Origin of the sequence: Hymenobacter fastidiosus (genome assembly GCF_039539565.1) — a bacterium.
In the GTDB taxonomy this organism is placed as follows: domain Bacteria; phylum Bacteroidota; class Bacteroidia; order Cytophagales; family Hymenobacteraceae; genus Hymenobacter; species Hymenobacter fastidiosus.
In genome coordinates this window covers 59368-79117 of the sequence record NZ_BAABDJ010000037.1, presented here as the reverse complement: position 1 = coordinate 79117, position 19750 = coordinate 59368, and the positions used below count along the sequence as shown (strand labels likewise).

General features: G+C 62.8%; 10 protein-coding genes. 5 read left to right on the top strand and 5 right to left on the bottom strand.

The features are described from left to right. Positions 1 to 20: 20 nt before the first annotated feature. The 3 genes from fdhD (at position 21) to ABD833_RS16525 (ending at position 3974) form a co-directional block, all read left to right on the top strand. Positions 21 to 914, top strand: a complete 894-nt coding sequence (gene fdhD, locus ABD833_RS16535) for a formate dehydrogenase accessory sulfurtransferase FdhD (RefSeq protein ID WP_345074485.1) — start codon at positions 21 to 23, stop codon at positions 912 to 914. A 75-nt stretch (positions 915 to 989) separates the two neighbouring features. Then, a complete protein-coding gene (locus ABD833_RS16530; protein ID WP_345074484.1) occupies positions 990 to 1322 on the top strand; it encodes a DUF7009 family protein in 333 nt (110 codons plus the stop codon). 54 nt (positions 1323 to 1376) lie between these two features. Beyond that, the gene (locus ABD833_RS16525) at positions 1377 to 3974 is read left to right on the top strand and encodes an FdhF/YdeP family oxidoreductase (protein ID WP_345074483.1); all 2598 of its coding nucleotides are present in this window, start codon (positions 1377 to 1379) and stop codon (positions 3972 to 3974) included. A gap of 588 nt (positions 3975 to 4562) precedes the next feature. On the opposite strand, the gene ABD833_RS16520 is transcribed toward ABD833_RS16525, so the two are convergent. The 3 genes from ABD833_RS16520 to ABD833_RS16510 form a co-directional block, all read right to left on the bottom strand. Continuing rightward, positions 4563 to 4994 carry a hypothetical protein gene (locus ABD833_RS16520; RefSeq protein ID WP_345074482.1) on the bottom strand — a complete coding sequence of 144 codons (432 nt, stop codon included), beginning with the start codon at positions 4992 to 4994 and terminating at the stop codon, positions 4563 to 4565. Positions 4995 to 5176: 182 nt separating this feature from the next. Beyond that, positions 5177 to 6304 (bottom strand): IS701 family transposase, encoded by a 1128-nt coding sequence (locus ABD833_RS16515; protein WP_345074589.1) that lies wholly within the window; start codon positions 6302 to 6304, stop codon positions 5177 to 5179. A 231-nt stretch (positions 6305 to 6535) separates the two neighbouring features. Further along, complete coding sequence (locus ABD833_RS16510) at positions 6536 to 6997, bottom strand: hypothetical protein (protein ID WP_345074481.1); 462 nt, start codon at positions 6995 to 6997, stop codon at positions 6536 to 6538. 537 nt (positions 6998 to 7534) lie between these two features. Between ABD833_RS16510 and ABD833_RS16505 the strand changes: the two genes are divergently transcribed. Beyond that, positions 7535 to 8122 carry a hypothetical protein gene (locus tag ABD833_RS16505; protein WP_345074479.1) on the top strand — a complete coding sequence of 196 codons (588 nt, stop codon included), beginning with the start codon at positions 7535 to 7537 and terminating at the stop codon, positions 8120 to 8122. A 134-nt stretch (positions 8123 to 8256) separates the two neighbouring features. Here ABD833_RS16505 and tamL read toward each other — a convergent pair whose 3' ends face one another. Both tamL and ABD833_RS16495 read right to left on the bottom strand, forming a co-directional pair. Beyond that, entirely contained in the window at positions 8257 to 10656 is a 2400-nt protein-coding gene (gene tamL / locus ABD833_RS16500) for a translocation and assembly module lipoprotein TamL (protein WP_345074478.1), read from the bottom strand. 30 nt (positions 10657 to 10686) lie between these two features. Beyond that, a complete protein-coding gene (locus tag ABD833_RS16495; protein WP_345074477.1) occupies positions 10687 to 16014 on the bottom strand; it encodes a translocation/assembly module TamB domain-containing protein in 5328 nt (1775 codons plus the stop codon). 462 nt (positions 16015 to 16476) lie between these two features. Here ABD833_RS16495 and ABD833_RS16490 point away from each other — a divergent pair, with 462 nt between their 5' ends. Continuing rightward, on the top strand, positions 16477 to 19194 hold the full coding sequence (locus tag ABD833_RS16490; protein WP_345074476.1) for a 4-alpha-glucanotransferase: 2718 nt from the start codon (positions 16477 to 16479) through the stop codon (positions 19192 to 19194). Positions 19195 to 19750 lie beyond the last annotated feature (556 nt).

The window sequence follows — 19750 nt, the reverse complement described above, 5'->3', positions numbered from 1 at the left end:
TGATAACTGCTCATTGATAATTGAAAACCTACCTGCCCTCTACCAGCTACGAATACGCGACCGTGCAGAAGGTGGCCGGCACCACTATCACCGAAGCTTCCGATGTGCTGGCGGCCGAGGAGCCCCTGGAAATCCGGCTGGGCTACGGGCCGGCCGGGCAGCGGCAGCACCGCACCCTGTCGATCACCATGCGCACCCCCGGCCACGACTTCGAGCTGACGGCCGGCTTCCTGCTCACCGAGGGCATCATCCGCAGCCGCGCCGACCTGACGGGCATCCTCTACTGCCCCGACGTGGCAAAGGACGAGGAGCGCGAAAACGTGGTGCGCGCCGAGCTGGTGCCGGGACTGAGCCTGGACCTGCCGCGCCTGGAACGGCACTTCTACACCTCGTCGAGCTGCGGCGTATGCGGCAAAACCAGCATCGACGCGGTGCACGCGACGTCCTGTCCGGTGCTGCCCACCGATGGACCTTACCTGGATGTGGCCGTGGTGCACGAGCTGCCGGCCCGGCAGCGGGCGGCCCAGGCGCTGTTTGAGCAAACCGGCGGCCTGCACGCGGCGGCCCTGTTTTCGCCGGCCGGGGAGCTGCTGCTGCTGCGCGAAGACGTGGGCCGCCACAATGCCCTGGACAAGGTAATCGGGGCCGCGCTGCTGGCCGAGTGGCTGCCGCTGCACCAGCACGTATTGCTGGTAAGCGGCCGGGCCTCCTTCGAGCTGGTGCAGAAAGCCGCCGTGGCCGGCATTCCCATTATGGCGGCCGTGGGGGCCCCGAGCAGCCTGGCGGTGCAGGCCGCCACCAACTTCGGCATGACGCTGCTGGGCTTCGTGCGCCAGCAGCGCTACAACGTATACTGCCACGGCTGGCGGCTGGTGAACCAGCAACCGGCAGGCGGGCCGGATAAAGTTGCTTAATTGCTATAGCCGGGCAACGGCAATGCAGCCCTTCCGTTTAACTTTGCTACTCACCCTTCGAGAGTCAGTTGTTCGATGAAGCTTCGGATTGAAGACGATACCCTGCGCCTGCGCCTGTCCGCCCCGGAGGTGCGCGAATTCGCCGAAACCGGGCGGGTAGCTGCCGTGGTGCATTTCGGCGCGGGCCCGCAGCAGCAGCTCACCTACGCTCTGGAGCGCGACGCGCGCCCGCAGGCCGCGGCCGTGTGGGCGCGCTACGAAGCCGGGGGCCTCACCGTGCTGGTCCCCGCCGCCACCGCCGACGCCTGGACGACCACCGAACAAAATGGCTTTGCCAGTAATTTGCCCGTAGCCGGGGTGCCGGCCCTGCGGATTCTGGTAGAGAAAGATCTGGACTGCCGCCACTAGGCGAGGTCCGGCAGTTTGCAGGTATACCCTCACGCTTCTGTTCTGATAAGCCCCATGGAAGATTCCCCCGTTACGGACCCCGGCAAAGCTGGTAAGGCCGAAGAACAGAAAGCTGAAAATGCTCCCAAAAGCGGTGAGCGGCCCGACCAGGGCGCCGCACCCGTGGCCGACCACGAGATTCCCAACGCCGACAACCCGACCAAAGTGGCACACGAAGCCAGCGCCGATGCGCCCCGGCAGTATATTCCGGCCCCCGAACCGGCTAACGCTAAGTTCCTGCACCCTGTTCTGGCCCAGCCCCCCGAAGCCCTGACCGGGCTGCGGCTGGAAGGCCCGGCCCGGGTGGCAGCCGGGGTCACGGCGGTGCTCAAGTCCATGCAGTTCAGCTGGGGCGAGGGCGGCGTGGGGCGCGGCTCGAAGGCCCTGCTGGGCATGAACCAGACCGACGGCTTCGACTGCTCCAGCTGCGCCTGGCCCGACCCCGACGGGCATCGGTCCGTGGCCGAGTTCTGCGAAAACGGCGCGAAAGCCGCCGCCTCCGATGCCGACGACAAAGCCGCCGGCCCCGAATTCTTCGCCCGCCACAGCCTGGCCGAGCTGTCGCGTATGACCGACCGTGACCAGAACAACGCCGGCCGCCTCACCCACCCGCTGGTGAAGCGCCCCGGCGACAATCACTACTCGCCCATCGGGTGGCCCGAAGCCTTCGATATCATTGCCAAAGAGCTGAACACGCTGGCCTCGCCCGATGAAGCAGCCTTCTACACCTCGGGCAAGGTGCCCAACGAGCCGGCGTTTCTGTTTCAGCTGTTCGTGCGCCAGTTCGGCACCAACAACCTGCCCGACTGCTCCAATATGTGCCACGAGAGCAGCGGCTCGGCCCTGAGCCCCACGCTGGGGCTGGGCAAAGGCTCGGTCACGCTCAACGACATTCACGAGGCCGAAGTCATCCTGATTATCGGCCAGAACCCCGGCACCAACCACCCGCGGATGCTCACGGCCCTGCAGAAGGCCAAGCGCAACGGGGCCCGGATCATCAGCATCAACCCGCTGATTGAGGCGGGCCTCGTGGCCTTCAAAAACCCCCAGGACTTCATGAACCCGCTGCGGGCCCTGGGGGCTTTGATGGGCGACGGCACCCCGATAACGGACCTATACCTGCAGGTACGCGTGGATGGCGACATGGCCCTACTGCGCGGCATTATGAAGCACCTGTTTGAGGCCGAGGACCGCAATCCGGGCCAGGTGGTAGACCGTCCTTTCGTGGACAAGTTCACCACGGGCTTCGCCGGATTTGAGCAAAATATCCGGACCACCAGCTGGGAAGAGATTGAGGAGCAGAGCGGTATTTCGCGGGCGCAATTGCTGGAAGCGGCCAATATTATCGCCAGCAAGCAGAAGATCATTACCTGCTGGGCCATGGGCGTTACGCAGCAGCGCCACGGCGTGCAGACCATTCAGGAAATCGTGAACCTGCAGCTGATGAAGGGAGCCATTGGCAAGCCCGGCGCCGGCACCTGCCCCGTGCGCGGCCACTCCAACGTGCAGGGCGACCGGACGATGGGCATCTGGGAGCGGGTGCACTCGGGCTTTCTGGATGCGCTGGAAAAGGAATTCAGCTTCTCCGCCCCCCGCGAAGACGGCCTCGACGTGGTGGAAACCATCCGGGGAATGCACGACGGCCGCATCAAGGTGTACTTCGGCCTGGGCGGCAATCTGCTGGCCGCCGGCCCCGATACCGAGCTGATTGCCGACGGCATGCGCAAGCAGAGCCTGACCGTATTCGTGGGCACCAAGCTCAACCGGGGCCACCTGGTCACGGGCCAAACCAGCCTGCTGCTCCCCTGCTTCACCCACGCCGATATAGACCTGCAACGCTCCGGCCAGCAGATGACTTCCTGCGAAAACTCGATGGGGGTGGTGAGCCAGAACAAGGGCGTGCTGGTGCCGCTGGCGGGCGAGATGATGAGCGAGGTGGCCATCATCAGCGGTATGGCCATTGCTACGCTGGGCGCGAAAACCAACATCGCCGACTGGGTAGCCATGACGGAGAACTACGACGTCATCCGCGACCATATCAGCCGCGTGATTCCGGGCTTCGAGGACTTCAACCAGAAGCTGCGCCGCCCCGGCGGGTTCTATCTGCCCAACGGCCCGCGCGAACGGAAGTTCACCACCAAAAACGGCAAGGCCAACTTCACCACCACCACCCTGCCCAAACACACGCTGCTCCCCGACCAGCTGGTGCTGATGACCGTGCGCAGCCATGACCAGTTCAACACGACGATTTACGAGTACAACGACCGGTATCGGGGGGTTTATGGCGAGCGGCGCGTGCTGTTCATGAACGTCCAGGACATGGCCACCCGCGGCATCAAAGCCCAGGGCCTGATCGACATCACCAGCCACTTTGAGGGGGAGCAGCGCACGCTGGAGAAGTTCGTGGCCGTCCCCTACGACATTCCGAAGGGCAACGTGGCCGCGTATTTCCCCGAAGCCAACCCGCTGGTGCCTATTTCCAGCGTAGCCAAGGTGAGCAACACGCCCACCTCGAAGTACGTGGTAGTGACGGTGGTGCCCACGAAAGCTATCAACAGCACGCAGGAGTACCTCGAAGCCCGGGTAACCGCCCGGGAAAAGGAAGCCGGGTAGCGTAATAGCCGTCATTGCGAGCAAAGCGAAGCAATCCATCCTTTGTAAGGTAAAAAGCCCTTTTTCAGCAGAAAGCCCTGACGTGAGGTATACGTCAGGGCTTTCTGCTGGAAAAGGGGGCCTCTCAGAAAACGGAGGATATAGTACGTGAAGGATCTGAAAGCGACCTTCAGGACCGCGGTTTTACGTGTTGTAAACGACCGTTTGCAGTATGTAAAAGGGCTTATACCTCATCTAAACCACTGTTTTCGTGAACTGCTGGCGTCTATTATAAGCTATTGAATCACGAGTCGCACCATTTGGCTACTGCTCTGTGGGGAAATAGGGGTAGCGCAAGAGCAGGAACAAAAATTCCCGTTAGGGAAATTTGCGCAGGCCCACTACCTCACGAAACGTCCGTTTTGACGCTGCTATGGCTGTTTTCAGCCAGTGGTGATTTCGACCAAGCTAATTTGTTGCTTTTCCTCATCTCACCCATCAACGACTTATTTTGACCCCGATGGCTGACTTATTGAGATAAATTAGCTCGTTTTTCGGGGTTGAAAAGCCTTGCCGTTGTTTTCGGTTTCTTGTCTAGTGCGACCCCCGTTAGCGCGAAAAATAGTTTTTTTCAACGAACCTCCCGCCACCGGTGAGGGCTAGTTGCGACCGTAGAATCAGCTGGTGGTCACTCAATGCAATGATGGCATACTTCTCAATAGTTAGCCTATTGCCATTCACAAGCAGCGAAGTGGTCACGGTGCTATCCGCACGGCGGTACAGAAAGTCAGCGGGTCTTGACGCCGTGTTCTGCCAGACCATTTCCGATACGTTCAGGTACGTAGTGGGGGCACCCGGACGGATTACGCCCGTCTGAGTGACGGCACCCTGTGAATTATAATAGGCAAAGGCTACGGGCCCCGCAGTCCATTGACCCAGCAGGGATGGTTCGGGGGTCGGTTTGGGGGCGATATCGCCCCCTTTTTTATCGCAACTGCCTGTTCCTAAGGCCAAAAAAGCCAAAAGTAATGTCTTTTTCATATTACGAAGGTATATACCTCTACTTTGGCAAGTTAGGTAGGCGGTTTTGCAGTGGGTTTTGGGACGGCGTAAGCCGCGCGTTTGCGCACAGCAGCCAATAGCGCCTCATCCTCTTGCAGCAAATTTTGCAGCTTTTGGGCCAGCAGCAGTTTGAGGCTGGCAAAGGATAAATAGGGAATCGTTTACTGCCCTTCGAGTTGGGCCTCAAGCATAAAATGCAGCGCCATCATGGTCAGGGCCACGTGGTGCTGCCAGGCGGGCCAGTGGCGGGTCTGGTTCTGGTGCAGGCCGAGTTGCTGCTTGGCTTCCTGAAACACGCGCTCAATCCAGTAGCGCTGCATCTGCCGGTACAGGGCCTGGGCCACGGCCAACGCCGCCCCGCCCGGCGGGGTGTAGCATAAGCTGTATTTCACCTGTGAGCCATCTACCTCGCGCGAAATGAGCAGGTGCAGCGCCTGGGCCTGCTGCCGCTCCGGCTCCCAGCGCCAGACCGGCAGGAGTACTGCTTCGCGCTGCAAGGCGCCTTTACGCCCCGTCCGATACGTGTAGCACCGCCAGGCGCTGGCCGGCACCTGGGCGGCCAACGCGGGCAAGAGCTGGGCCGGGTGCGTGGGCTGCAACCGACGGGCGGGGCGGCCCCGCCCGGTGCTGGCCGGGGGGCCGGCTGGGGTGGGGTCAGCTAGGTGCAGCCCCAGGCCCGGCCCAACGTCGAGCACATATGCCTGCTGGCGCTCTTCCAGCGCCTGGCGCAGGGCGGGCGAGTTGCCGTAAGCCGCGTCGCCCCTGACCCAGTCGGCTTGCACCAACCCGCTGCCAAGCAGGTGCTTGACCAGTTCTGCCGCCAGCTCGGGCTTGCTGCGGTAGGCCTGGGCAGCGGCCGGAATGCGGGCCTGCGCACAGCGGGCCACATCCATACTCCAGGCCGTGGGCAGGTACAGCTGCCCGCCCACCAGCCCCGCGTGGCGACCCCGGCAAAGCACGGCGAACACGCCCACCTGCCCGTTACTGACCTTGCCCACCTGCCCGATATACTGGCGGGCGACGCCCACGCTCTTATGCCCCGCCTTCTCCCAGCCGCACTCATCCAGCAGCAAGCCCTGTTCGCCGCCGAGCGGGGCCAGACTGGCTTGCACCCGCCGGGCCACCTCGTCCATCACGGCCGCGCCATCCCAGGTAGAGACGCTGATAAAGTGATGCAGGGCATCATACGGCGAATCGGGCAGGCGTTCGTCCATGCGCTCTACATTGCTTCGGCAAGCGTGAAACAAGCCCTTAAAATATTGCTGACAATGAGCAAGTTGGCCGTGCAGGCGTGGCCGGAAAAACGTGCCGTAGCTCGCTACGTACGTCTCTGCTTTTTTTCAGTTACGGGTAAATCCATCCCCCAAAATTACGCCTGCGCGGCCACTTGCCTAACTTGCCAAAGTAGAGATACGTGTGCAGTCGAAAGCCTCTTTTTTGCCATTTGGACCGTTTCCCTAAACGTGGCCGAATGAGCATTTTGGTTACTTGCTACCTCTGTCCTGTCGCAAGCCCCAACCTCAACGGGCAGTGGCGTAATCCGCTTGGGTCAAGGTGTAGGTGTAGGTGTACCGGTCGTACCCCTCGCCGAGGGGCTCCTGCGCATATTCCTGGAGGGAGAGGATGTTGTGCACGGCGGGCGAACATTGACCGCTGAGTTGTTGCGCTTGGGTGCAATGATGCACGAGTTGTTTCCCGTCGCTAAACGACCACTGGACCGAATCCCCTTGAAAAAACAACTCGGAATAGGCAATGGCGCCAGCTCCCCCGTAAGCGGTCCGCTCCACTTGCTGGCCATTGGGCAACGACAGCGTGAGGGGCGCCTTACGTCGGTCTTGCGTGCTAAATACCCGAAGGGTCACCGCGTGACCAGACTGATTGTGAAGGACAAAGAGCCCTTTCGGCTCCACCTCTTTTCGGCAGCTGCCGAGCGCGGCCCCTGCCACCAGCAAAAAGCTCATTTTCTGTAAATAAGCACGCATGGCAGGATGAGTTGAAAGGGAGGAAGTTGGTAAAGATATTGGCCAAAGGACCACGTTAATCCTCCTTTCCGTGAACAGCAGGAATCAGCCCGGCACCTGGTGGCCAGCTGACCCCAATAGGGCAGAGCGAGTTTAAGAAACCCGTCTACGAATCAAAGCTTACGAAATAGCCCGAAGGGATGAGTTTCGTAAACGCCCAAAATGAAGCCTGATTCCCCGCCAAAGTACCACGCCGGCCGCAGCTCGCGCCGGGAGGCCAAAACTACCCTTATTCCAAGGTCAGGGCTATAACCGATGCCATGTAAAGGAAATAAGAAATGATTGGCTCCCTGCACTGTCACTTCAGGAACGCTTCTTCATCCGGCTACTCCAGTTTGCTCAGCGTGCTGTATTTCCGTTTTCTGAGCGCCCCCCACACACGGCAGCTCATTGCCCGGGACGGCTGGATGCGGCTTGATGCGCGGAATGGTTTGCTCGCCATTCCCTATCCTGCCGGCGGCTTTTCTTCGTAACCTTGCTGTTCGCAACCCCGCTTCCATGTCCGCCGACTCCGAGATTTCCGCCTTCACCCACCACTTCGGCCGCCCCGACCCCGCCGTGCCGCCCGGCGACTTTTTCGCCGACAAGTTCGACAAGAGTCTGTGGCGGATGATGTACGACGAAGTGGGCGCGGGCTGGTACCGCAACGGGTTTCTGTTTCTGTTCGGCGCGGAGCTGCCGCGGTTGAACCCGGTGCTGGCGGAATGGGCCAGCCTGCTCGAACCCGGCGTGGAGCGCATCGTCATCGGCCGCAATGCCTACGGCATGCTGCTGGTGGCCGAGCAAACAACCGACGAAGGCACCGACGCCCCCATCGGCCTGCTCGACCCGGCCGCGGGCACCTACACCAAACAGGACGAGCTGGACTTCTCAAGCCTGCTCGGCGACTGGCTGCCGGACAACCGCCTGCCGGAATTCCTGCACCAGGACGCCTACGATGCCTTCCGGCAAAGCGGCGGGCAGCTGCAGCCGAACGAAGTGCTGGCGCTGCAAGACCTGAACCTGGGCTTTGTGCCCGGTAACTGGCTAACAGAAGACCTGCTGGCTTACCACCAACGCGCCGCCGCCCGGTACCAGACCCAATAGCCTGAACGGTGCAGACGCGACCCTTCGCGTCTCCTCGTTGAACGACCTGAGGCTGCGTATTCAGTGAAGCTATCAGCACGCGGCAGACGCGAAGTATCGCGTCTCTACATTCGTTCAATGAGGAAGCCAGCAGCCTAGAAGGGGTAGCCGATGGCAATGTTGAGCCGGGGACTAGCCAGGTTGATCTTCTGCGCTTCGTAGATGACCTCGTTGCCGGTACCCCGGATTTCGTTGGTGCTGTAGGGAAAGCGCAGCGGGTAGGCGGCGTCGAGGCGGATAACCAAAACCTGGGCGTCGATGCGGAGGCCGGCGCCGGCGCCCACGGCCATTTCCTGGAGGAAACGGCTGAAGGTGAACTGGCCGTTTCTGCCGTCGGCCGTGCCGCTGGCATCCACGGTCATCCGGCTGGGGTCATTATTCACGAGCCAGATGTTGCCGGCATCCATAAACAGGGCCCCTTTCACGTAGGGAAACAAATCCTGGCGGTACTCCACGTTGGCCTCGATGCGGATGTCGCCGACCTGGTCGTAGAACTGGGTTTCGCTGGCCGCCGGGGCGCGGTAGGTGCCCGGACCCACGCCCCGGGCCTGAAAGGCCCGCACGCTGTTGGGCCCGCCCACGCCGTACTGCTTCAGGTAGGGCAGCACGTTCGAGTTCAGGTACGGAACGCCGGCCCCGATGAGCAGGCGCGTGGCCAGCTTGTTGCCGCTGGTCGGGTCCGCCGACGTGCGGAAGTAGTTGCGCAGCTCCAGGTCGACTTTGGTATACTGCGAAAACTGCTGCTTGAGCACGCGGTAGGCCTGGCTGCCATCGGGGTTGGTGACTTTGGTCTGACCCGCGAGGCTGTTGAGCAGATAGGCCAGGTTGCCCGAGCCTTCCACGCCGCCGCTGAAGTAAATCTGGTTGCGGCGCTGCTCCAGCGCCTGCTGGTTGTAGGTGTAGCGGTAGCTGCTGCCCAGAATAAACTGCTGCCGGAAGCTGTTGGCCAGGAATGGACTGGAGTCCAGCAGGTCCTGAAACTGGTCGGAAACCGTACCCAGCCGGATATACTGCAGGTCAATCGGGCGCAGCTCCTGCTCATTGGTAAGCCTGGTTTTCCAGGTGTAGCCGTAGTTGAGGTTGAACACGTCCTCCTGAAACGCCTCCAGCCGCTGAATGTACTTATAGCCCGCGCCAAAGCTGGTGCGGGGCTGGAAGTCGGAGTTCACCAGCCGGATGTCGAAGGGCGGGGTGATAAGGCGCGGAACCAGCAGCTGGGCATCGGCTCCCAGCTCGTAGGACGTCAGGCCGATGGTATTGGTGTTGGCCCGGGTCTGGTTTTCAAAGGCCCCGGTCACGTTCACCAGCAGCTGCTCGGCCCCGCGCAGCGCCGAGCGGTTGCGGAACTGGAGGCGGAAGCCCGGCCCCACGAACCCGTTCGACTTGCTCACCAGCAGCACCTCGGCCCGCAGGCTTTTCTTGGGCACCTGGGTCATGCGCACGTTGCTGACGAGGTGGCCATACCCGGCCGAGTCGGCCACGCTGCGGTCGGGGCGGAAGTGGATATCCACGAACTTGAACGTGCCCAGGCTCATCAGCCGGCTCAGGGTCTGGTCGGAGCGGCGGCGGCGGTACACGCTGTCGGGGTAGAGGAACGTGGCGTTGGTAATGGCCTTCGCCTTAAACATCACCTCGTCGGGAAAGTAGCGGTACTTCTGGTAGATAATGGGTTTGCGGCCCAGCGAGGCCGTATCCGACAGTGAGTAGTCGGTGTTTAAGGCCACGCGGCTGAGCACGTAGGGCTGGGCGGCCCGGCGCGGAACCGAGCCCTTTACTTTCAGGTAGATGTTCACCTGGTTGTCGAGCGTGCTGTCTACCTCGAACAGCAGGTAGTCGGGCGCGAAGTAGTAGTAGCCCTGATTTTTGAGCACGCCGTCGATGCGCGTCCGCTCATTGACGAGGGTTTGCAGGTTGTAGGGGTCGCCTGCTTTGAGCAGCGTCTGCGCCTGGGTGGCGCGGATGGCCCGGTCAATCAGGGTGTCGCGCTCAGGGAAGTGAATTTCCTTGATCAGGTAGGGCCGGTCGACGAAGGCGGTGTAGTCGACGGTGGCGGTGCGGCCCTTCACCTGCACCTTGCTGCCCACGCCGGGCTTGAAGTAGCCGCGGTTGGTGAGGCGGTTCACCATCAGCTTCTTCACCTTCTGGGTGTCCACCTCGCTCAGCAGCACGGGCTTTTCGCCGTACTTATCGGCCAGCCAATGCCCCAGGCCCTTGGTTTTGCCTTCGCCCAGGTGCCAGAAATACAGCTTGGGCCGCAGCCCCAGAATAGAGGCGTTGGGCTTGGGCGTGAGCACCCCTTCCAGCTCGGTGGTCAGCACGGCCTCGTTCGGCACCGGGGCCGGTGACTTCACCTGCACCGTGCCGCCGGTGTAGAGCCGGGCGTTTTCGGGAATGAATTTGGTGCCCGAGCAGCCGGCCGCCAGCAGCCCGACCAGCACGGTCAGCCCCCGGAGCGGCGTGAGAGAAACAGAATAAAGGCGGCGAAATGCAGACACGGACAAAATCAGGATGGGTGGCAACGAAAACTAGCGGCTGGTGGTGGGTTTCGGGGTCCGCACCGAGTCGCGGCGGACGATGGGGGCGGCGGGCGTTTGCGTGGTGTCGGGGGCGGCTTTGCGCTCCTGGCGGGTGCGGCGCTGCTCCAGCTTCACATCCTCCTTCACCTCCTTGTCGATGCCGCGGAAAAGGTCGGCCAGGGTGCGGTAGTCGCGCTGGAAGATAAGCGAGGTCCCGGTGCGCACAAACTGGCCGTCGATGTCGCCGTAGGCATTGTTGCGGAAAGCCCGCAGCCGGATGCGGCCGTTGGCCAGCACGCTGTATTCAATGCTTACGTCGCCGGCGAAGGAGCTCAGGCCGCTGCCGCTCTGCCCCTGGGAGCTTTGGTTGCCCCCGCCCAGCGGCACGTCGGTACCCAGGCGCACGGTCACGCGGTTGTTGAAGAGCTGGCGGCGCACGGCCACGTTCAGGTCGGTGCGGGTTTTCTCGGTGCCCGAGGAGTAGTCGGCGTAGGAGTTCACGCCCAGCTCCACGCCCAGGTTCGAGAGGTAGGAGCCGGTGAGGTTGTTGAGCTGCTGGGTGAGCACCTGGCTGGCGGAGCCCCGCAGCTGGTCGGCCACGAAGTTGCCGCTGCTGCTCTGAAAGGGGTCCTGGGCCAGGAAGCGGTTCAGCACGATCAGCGAGAACACCTGCTTGTTGAGCTCGGTGGTTTCGCTGGGCTGCCGCAGCTGGGCCAGCCGGGCCTCAATGGGCCCCCGCAGCTCACTGCGCGACTCCTCGGGCAGCTTGATGTCGAAGCCGATGGTGGGCTTGAGCAGCTCGCCGGTCACGTTCAGGAACACCTGGAAGGGCAGCTGGTTGCGGCCCACGGCCTTCAGGGTTTCCTCTTCCACGCCCTGGGCCGCCAGCAGCTCGGCCGGCGGCGCCTTCACGTTGTAGATGGCGGCCACGCTGAGCTGGGCATTATAGGGGTCGCCGCTCCACAGAATGTAGCTGCCCTGGGCGATGTCGAATTCGCGCGAGGCCAGCCCGTAGAGCGACATGGCGTACTTGCCCTGGGTTACTTCCAGCCGGCCGTTGAGGGTGATGTTGCCGGTGGGGTCGATGGTGGTGTTGAGCGTGCCCGCTCCCCGCACTTTCAGGTTGTCGCCCGAAGCCTGGTCGATAATAATAGTGAAGGGCGTGTTGTCGTTCACCGTCACCACGGCCCGGATATCGTAGCCGGGCGCGGCTTCGGCCGAGTCGAGCTTCACCGTGCGGGCCAGCATGGAGTCCAGCGGGGCACTTTTGTCCACGAACGTGACGATGCCGTCGGTTTCCACCAGGCCCGCGTCATCGTTGGGCACGGCCACTTTCAGGTCGGAGCCCTCGGCCACCACGGCCCGGGTCCGCACCACGGGCAGGGTCAGGTTGCCGGTAATGCGCGAGTCCGAATCGACCACCAGCTTGCCCCAGAACAGCGGGTTGTCGCGCTGGGAGCTTTGCACGGCCAGGAACTTGTCGGTGGTGGCCTCCAGGTCGAAGCGGTAGTCGTCGATGTAGTTTTTGGTGAACATCCGGCCGCTCACCACCGCCTTGTTGCCCACCGAGTCCAGCACCGTGAAGTTGTCGAAGCTCAGGCCCTGCTCATCAAATGTGATGGGCTGGCTGACGAGCCGGTAGGGCGCGCCGAGCTGGGTGAGGGTGAAGCCCGCGTCGGGCGTGGTCGTGACCACGCCGCGCACCTGGGGCCGGGCCACGGTGCCGCTCACCGCGAGGTTGCCGGTGATGCCGCCGAGCAGTTCGCGCAGCTGCCCGGCCGAGAAGGGCTCGATGGTTTTCAGGTCGAACTTGTTCACCGTCACGGCAAACTGAATCGGGCTGGGTGGCGTGGCCAGGTAGTAGCCCACGGCCCGCACGTCGGTGCCGGTGGCGTTGGTCAGGCGGGCATCCACGTTGTAGCGGTCCGGGGTAGGGTTGGTAGCCTTCAGGGCCAGGTCGCCGATGGCCGACTTGTTGTAGGCGAAGCTGGTCAGCGTTACGTCGGCCGTAAACGCCTGCCTGGGCTGGCCGATGCTGTAGGCCACGGCCTGCCCGTTGAGCGTGCCCGCCACCAGCGAATCGGCCATCCCGGCCGATTTGGCCAGGGCGTTGATGTCGAAGCTGGTGATGGTGGCCTGCAGCGGGTACTGCGCCCCGGGCAGGGTTTGCAGGGCCAGCGCCTGGCTGCCCTGGCTCAGCCGCACGTTCTGGGCGAAGATGGCACCGGTAGCCGTGGTGTAGCGCAGCTCGTTGCCGGGCGCCACCGTCCACGGCTGGTTGTCCAGCACCAGATCCGGGCCGAAGCTGAAGGCGTAAGCGGCACCCTGGTTCAGCACCTGCAGCACACCCGCCAGGTTCAGCTTCTGCACGCTGTCCGACTCGGCGATGCGCAGGTTGGTGCCGATCTTATTGTCGGCAATGCTGCCCGTCAGGCTCGGGTTGGGCAGGCGCAGGGTGGTATCCTGCCGGGCCTGCCGCAGCCGCAGCGCGTAGTCCAGCTTCTGCGGGTCCGACTGCACATTGAAGCGCAGCGAGTCCAGGGTGTAGGTCTGGTAGCGGATCAGCGGAATGCGGCTGTCGATGGTCAGGTTGGCGGCGCGGCTGTCATAGCTGCCGGTCAGCCGGAAGGGCGAAATCTGCTTGAGGTCCGGCACCAGCTGGGTGGCAATCTTCGGGTCCTTCAGGTTGGCCTCAAAGGTAAACTGCCGGTAGGCCGTCGAGGCGCGGTACTGCACGCCGGGCAGGTCGAAGTAGCGGTCGATGTGGCGCTGCAGCTCCGGGGCCAGGTCGCCCAGGCGGGTGTTGCCGCGCAGCTTCGCGTCGAGCACGCTGGAGGCAAAGTCCACCTCGGTACGGCCCGGGCGCTGCAGAATCCGGCCGTTCACCGAGTCGAGGGCGAAGGGCTGGTTGTCTTTCACAATCACGATGCGGCGGCCGGCGAAGGTGCCGTTAAGGGTATTCAGGTCGGAGCCGCTGAGGTTGGCGGTCAGGTCACCCCGCACGCGCAGGTCGCCGCCGGTGTAGAAGCCCAGGGCCGTGAGGTTGGCCCCGCGCAGGTTCAGGCGGTCCACGGTGTAGGTCGGGTTGCGGGCGTCGCGCAGGTTCACGGTGGCCAGCAGATCCAGGTTCAGGTTCGGGTCGCTCTTGCTCCGGGCGTCCACCTTATACAGCTGCCGGTCGATGTCGACGTTGGCGGTGATGCCGCGGTAGTTGTAGCCGTTGTAGCGGGCACTCTGCACGTTGGCCACCAGCTTACCGCGCATCCGGGCCGGGTCCAGCCCGCGGGCATTCAACCGGCCGCTGGCCGTGACTTTGCCGATGGTCGGGTCGCGCAGGAACTTGCCCACGTCGAGGCCCTGGGTGCTGAAGGTGGCCGTAACCGGCTCCTGCCCTTGCGGCCCGGCGCCCATATCCACTTTGGCCGTGGCGTTGCCGAAGGAAGTGGTAGCCCGCAGGTTGGCGTCGAAAATCTGAGCCGTGGGGCGGCCTTTGAACGTGCCGGCCACCGTCATGCGCTCCGGCAGGCGGTACTCGGCCGGAATCGTGCCCTTGGGCAGCAGGCTTTTCAGATCGGCGGCGGTGGTGGTAAACTGCCGGATGTTCAGGTCGGCGTACAGGCGGCGGTCCGTTTCGGGCAGGCCCCGAATCCGGCCGCTGGCTTTCACCAGGGTGTTGCGGAAGCCCACGAACTCCAGGTTCTGCACCCGGAAGTCGCCCACGCGCCCCTTCACCAGGCCGCTGATGAGCACCGACTGGTTGGGGCCGGTGTTGAACGGAGCCGTGCCGGCCAGCTGCGGAGCCAGGTAGAGGATGTCGCGGAAGCCGAGGCGCACGTTGCGCAGGTCGCCTTCAATGCCCAGGTTGGGCAGCTGCCTGGTGTCGGCCAGCGCATCGAGGCTCTTATAGCGCATGGCCAGGGTGCGGCGGATGCGGGTGTGGGGCGTAATCAGGTCGAGGCGGTCGAGGCGGGTCTGCACCGAGTCGAAGACCACGTCGGCGGTGGCGCTTTCCACCTGGAAGCCGCTCTGCTCCTTGCCGGCCAGGTTGACGATGCGGCCGGTGGTGCGGTTTTCGGAGTAGAACAGGTTCTCCGTGTTCAGCACCAGATCGGTGAATTTGAGGTGGTTGTAGTCCATTGCCGGCAGGCGAGTGCGCTGCTTGGGCTCGTCGAAGTTGTCGAAGGCCACGTCGACGCCGCTGATGTCGGACTTCTTCAGCGTGACCACCCAGCTGGTAGCCTGGCCGGTGGCTTTTTCCACCGACTCGTTCAAGTCGCGCACGGCTTCGGCGGGGTTTATCACCCGCCGCGCTACCGGCACGTTCTCGTTCTGGGCGTAGGCGAAGGAGGTGTTGCGCAGCCTGAGCTGGTTCAGGGCAACGCGGGAGTTGATCAGGTCGATGTTGTCGGCCGTGGCTTCGGCCTCGCCGATGCGGGTGCTGATAAACTGGCCGGCCACGCTGTTGCGGTAGGTCAGGCTCACATTCGTCAGCGCGGCCGTGTTCAGCCCGAGCGTCAGTGTGAGCGGCTCGGCAGGCGTTTCCGGCGGCACCTTGGTTTGCACGATGCCGATGCTGGTATTCTTCAGCGCCGCGCTATTGATCTTATAAATAGACTTGTCCACGTCGACCTCGTCCATGGTCACGGCCAGGTCGCCGACTTTGGTGCGGATGTCGTTGCCGTCGACCTGGTCCTGGTAGGTCAGGAAGATGTTGGACAGGTGCAGGTCGCCGATGTTGTACTTAAAGCCCGCGGTGGTGTCGGCGGGCACGGCGGCGGCAGTATCGGGCGTAGTAAAGGCGGCCACGATAAAGTCGTAGTTCGATACGCTGTCGGGCAGGGTGCGCGTGATGGCCAGCCGGCCATCGTTCAGCTCCAGGCTCTTCACGTTGATTTCCGACCTGGTCAGCGCCCACAGATCCAGGTTCACGCCCAGGTGGCCTACCGCCAGCAGCGTATCCTTCTGCCGGTCTTCCACATACACGTTGTCCAGGGAAATGGCATTGCGGAAGTCGGTGCGGAATTTCCCGATGCGCACTTCCGTGCCGAGCTTGTCGCGCAGGTAGGTTTCGGCCTTGCGGGCCACGAAATCCTGGGTGGCGGGGAACTGCAGCGCCACCACTACTGCCACAACGAGCAGGAGCACCAAGGCCAGCAGTCCCAGAATGGCGTAGAGGGAGCGGCGAACGTAAGTAGGCAGGGAATCGATAACGCAGAAAAATAGGTGTCCGCCCGTCCAAACGAAGGAACGGGCGTTGGGGTTGGCAAAGGTAGCTTTAGCATCCTGCGCCCCGGCTCCGACCCCATTTTTTTGTCCGACGTAAGCGCGGACCGGCATCGGGCCGGCCCCGCCAACTACCTTACCTGACTGAGGTTAAGCGAGGTATTACTGAAACCCTGTTGGAGGAGCCAGGTGAACTGACAAGCTGATTTGGCAGACGCTTGCCTGGTTTAAATCTCGCGCAGAGGACGCAGAGCCACGCAGAGCGCGAATGAACATGGGTGCCTATTTAATAGGGCCGTTCAGCTACAGCGGATTCCTGATCGGGGTACGCTCCGGTCCGGCGGCTGAAAAAGCCGCCGGACCGGAGCCAATGACCGGTACCCCGATTCCGAAACCGCTATACCTTCTCACCGCCGGCACCCCACCGCCCCCGGCGTAACATCAGTTACCCGATTGGCAAACGCTGCTTGCCAACCCGGATTAGTTGCGGTAAATATTTCCTCTTTCCAGCGCCTGGCAACGCGTAACTTCGCCCGCTACTCTAGTATCTTTCGCCCCCATTAGATTCCCGCTTTTATGATTCTTCGTTTTACGCTGCCCTTCCGTACCACCTGGGGCCAGCGCCTGGTCGTCTGCGGCTCGGAGCCGTCGCTCGGCTCCTGGAACCTCGACCACGCCCTGAGCCTGAACTACCAGCCCGCCGCGGGCACCTGGAGCCAGGAAATCAGCCTGCCCGATGAGCAGCCCGGAACGGTGGAGTATAAATACGTGCTGCTCGATGACCGCACCGACAGTCAGGACTGGGAATGGGGGGGCAACCGCAGCGTCGACTACGACGGCCGGCCGTTCAGCCGCGTGGTGCTGGAAGACTACTGGCGGCCGGCGGCCCAGCCCGAAAACGAGCTGCACACCGCCGCCTTTACCAAAGCCCTGATGCGGCGCCCGGCAGCGACGGGCAAAAGCCCAAAGCCGGCCGCCCGCCTCGCCGATTCGGTGGTCCGCTTCCAGCTTTCCGCGCCCCGCGTCGACTCCGGCCAGCTGCTCTGCGTGCTGGGCTCCGACCCGGCCCTGGGCGCCTGGGACGCCCGCAAAGCCGTGGTCCTTTCCGATCAGCATTACCCTACCTGGACGGCCGACGTGGCTTTGGAGCACCCGGAGCGCACGGGGCAGTACAAGTATGGTATCTGGGACCCGCGGGAAAAGAAAATCGTCTGCCTCGAAACCGGCGACGACCGCCTGATTACGGCCTCGGCGGAGCGCAAAACCCTGCGCGTGCGGGCCGATGAAACCTTCCGCTACGCTACCACCTGGCGCGGCGCGGGCGTGGCCCTGCCGGTTTTTGCCCTGCGCAGCCGCCGCGGCCTGGGCGTGGGCGAGTTCCCCGACCTGAAGCTGCTCGTGGACTGGGCCGCCGGCACGGGGCTGAAAATGGTGCAGATTCTGCCCATCAACGACACCACCGCCACCCACACCTGGGTTGATTCGTACCCCTACGCGGCCATTTCGGTGTTTGCCCTGCACCCCCAGTACCTCAACCTGGATGAGGTGGCCGAGCTGGCCGACCCGGCCGACCGGGCCGAGCTGGCCCGCCTCCGGGACGAGTTCAACGGCCGCGACTTCGTGGACTACGAGCCGGTGATGAACGCCAAGTGGGCCTTTATCAAAAAGCTCTACCAGCAGGAAAAGAAGCAGTTCCTGGCCGACCCGGCGTTCCGGGCGTTCCGCGCCGAGCAGCACAGCTGGCTGGTGCCCTACGCCGCTTTCTGCGCCCTGCGCGACCGGTTCGGCACCGCCGACTTCAGCCAGTGGCCCGCCGAGTTTCAGACGCCGCAGAACCTGGACCGCTTCACCGACGACAGCCAGCCCGGCTTCGACGAGGTAGGGCTGCACTTCTTCACCCAGTTTCACCTCGACCAGCAGCTGCGCGAAGCCGTGGAGTATGCCCGCCAGCGCGGCGTGGTGCTGAAAGGCGACCTGCCCATTGGCATCTACCGCCATTCCGTGGACGCCTGGACCCAGCCCGAGCTCTACCACATGGACCAGCAGGCCGGCGCCCCACCGGACGACTTCTCCACCACGGGCCAGAACTGGCGCTTCCCGACGTACAACTGGGAGCGGATGGCCGAAGACGGCTACACCTGGTGGAAGCAGCGCATGAGCCACCTGGCCCGCTACTTCGATACCCTGCGCATCGACCATATTCTGGGCTTCTTCCGCATCTGGGAGATGCCGGCGCACTCGGTGGAAGGCCTGCTGGGTCACTTCTCGCCCGCGCTGCCCATGTCGCGGCAGGAGATTGAGCAGCGCCTCGGCTGGTTCGACTACGGCCGCCTGGGCGAGCCCTACATCCGCTGGCACATGCTGACCGATATCTTTAAGGATCAGGCGGAAGCCGTGCGCCAGGAGTTTCTGGAAGATGCCGGCCACGGCGCGTTTCTGCTCCGGGAAGGCTTCCGCACCCAGCGCGAGATTGAGCAGGTTTTCGCCCTCAAGCTGGCCGCCGAGCCGGGCCTGACGGAGCATCTGACGTGGCTCCGCACCGGCCTCTACCAGCTCACCAACGAAGTGCTGTTCGTCCAGACCGGCGCCGATGCCTACCATCCGCGCATTACTGTGGACAAGAGCTACTCGTTCCGCGAGCTGAACGACGCTGACCGTTCCCGCATGGCCGACATCTACTACGACTTCTTCTACCGTCGCCACGAGGATTTCTGGCGGGCGCAGGGCCTGGTGAAGCTGCCCCCGGTGCGCTACGCCACCGATATGCTCATCTGCGGCGAAGACCTGGGCATGGTACCCGCCTCGGTGCCGGGCGTGATGAAGGCCCTGGGCATGCTGGGGCTCAACATCCAGCGCATGCCCGCCGACCCCAGCGTGGAATTCGGCCACCCCGACGCCGCTCCCTACCTGTCCGTGGTCAGCCCGGGCTCCCACGACATGAGCACGGTGCGGGGCTGGTGGGAAGAAGACCCGGCCCGTACCCAGCGCTTCTTCGAAACCATTCTGGGCCACTGGGGCGAAAGGGCCCCGTATTACTGCGAGCCGTGGGTGGCCCGCGAAATTACGGTGCAGCACCTGCACTCCCCGGCCATGTGGGCCGTGTTCCCGCTCCAGGATCTGCTGGCGATGGATAAAGGCCTGCGCCGCGCTAACCCGCTCGACGAGCAGATCAACGTGCCTTCCAATCCTACCCATTTCTGGAAGTACCGTCTGCACCACAACCTGGAAGAGCTGACCCAGGAGGTCGGCTTCAACCACGAAGTGCAGCAGCTCGTGCTTGCCAGCGGACGGTAAGCTCATCCTGGATAAACCAAAGCCCGGGCCCCTGATATTCATCAGGGGCCCGGGCTTTGGTTTATTGCCTTACAGTGCCGGAAAACGCTGACGTGATTGGACTTCCGGAGCAGGATCAGCTCGCAGCGTCGGCGCTGTACTACCAGATCCTGGTTACCCCAATCCTTCGTATCAGAATAATCACAAACCTGCTTAAGCCCCCGGGCAACGCTTCAGCCAGAAAACTTATACTTATAAAAGTTTTATAAAATATTATAATAGTTCAAATAGTAATTTTTATTTCAATTTATCATTCTTTAAACCCCGAATGCTGCAAAAGCACCTACGTCTGCTATCTTGCCTCTCCCCAATTTAGGGTAGCTGCTTTTTACAGGCCTTTATACCGAAGTATAACTGTGGTTGGCCCGATTTAGTCGGGCAAAAAAAGAGTTTCGGCGAAAAGTGCAGATTTGCTGAGAAAAACATTTTACTTTTGTAACTGTAACTAGCTGTTATCTTGAGGATCTAGCAACAGTCAGCGTCTTGAAACAAGCCGTTGGTCTGGGAGCCGGCCGCC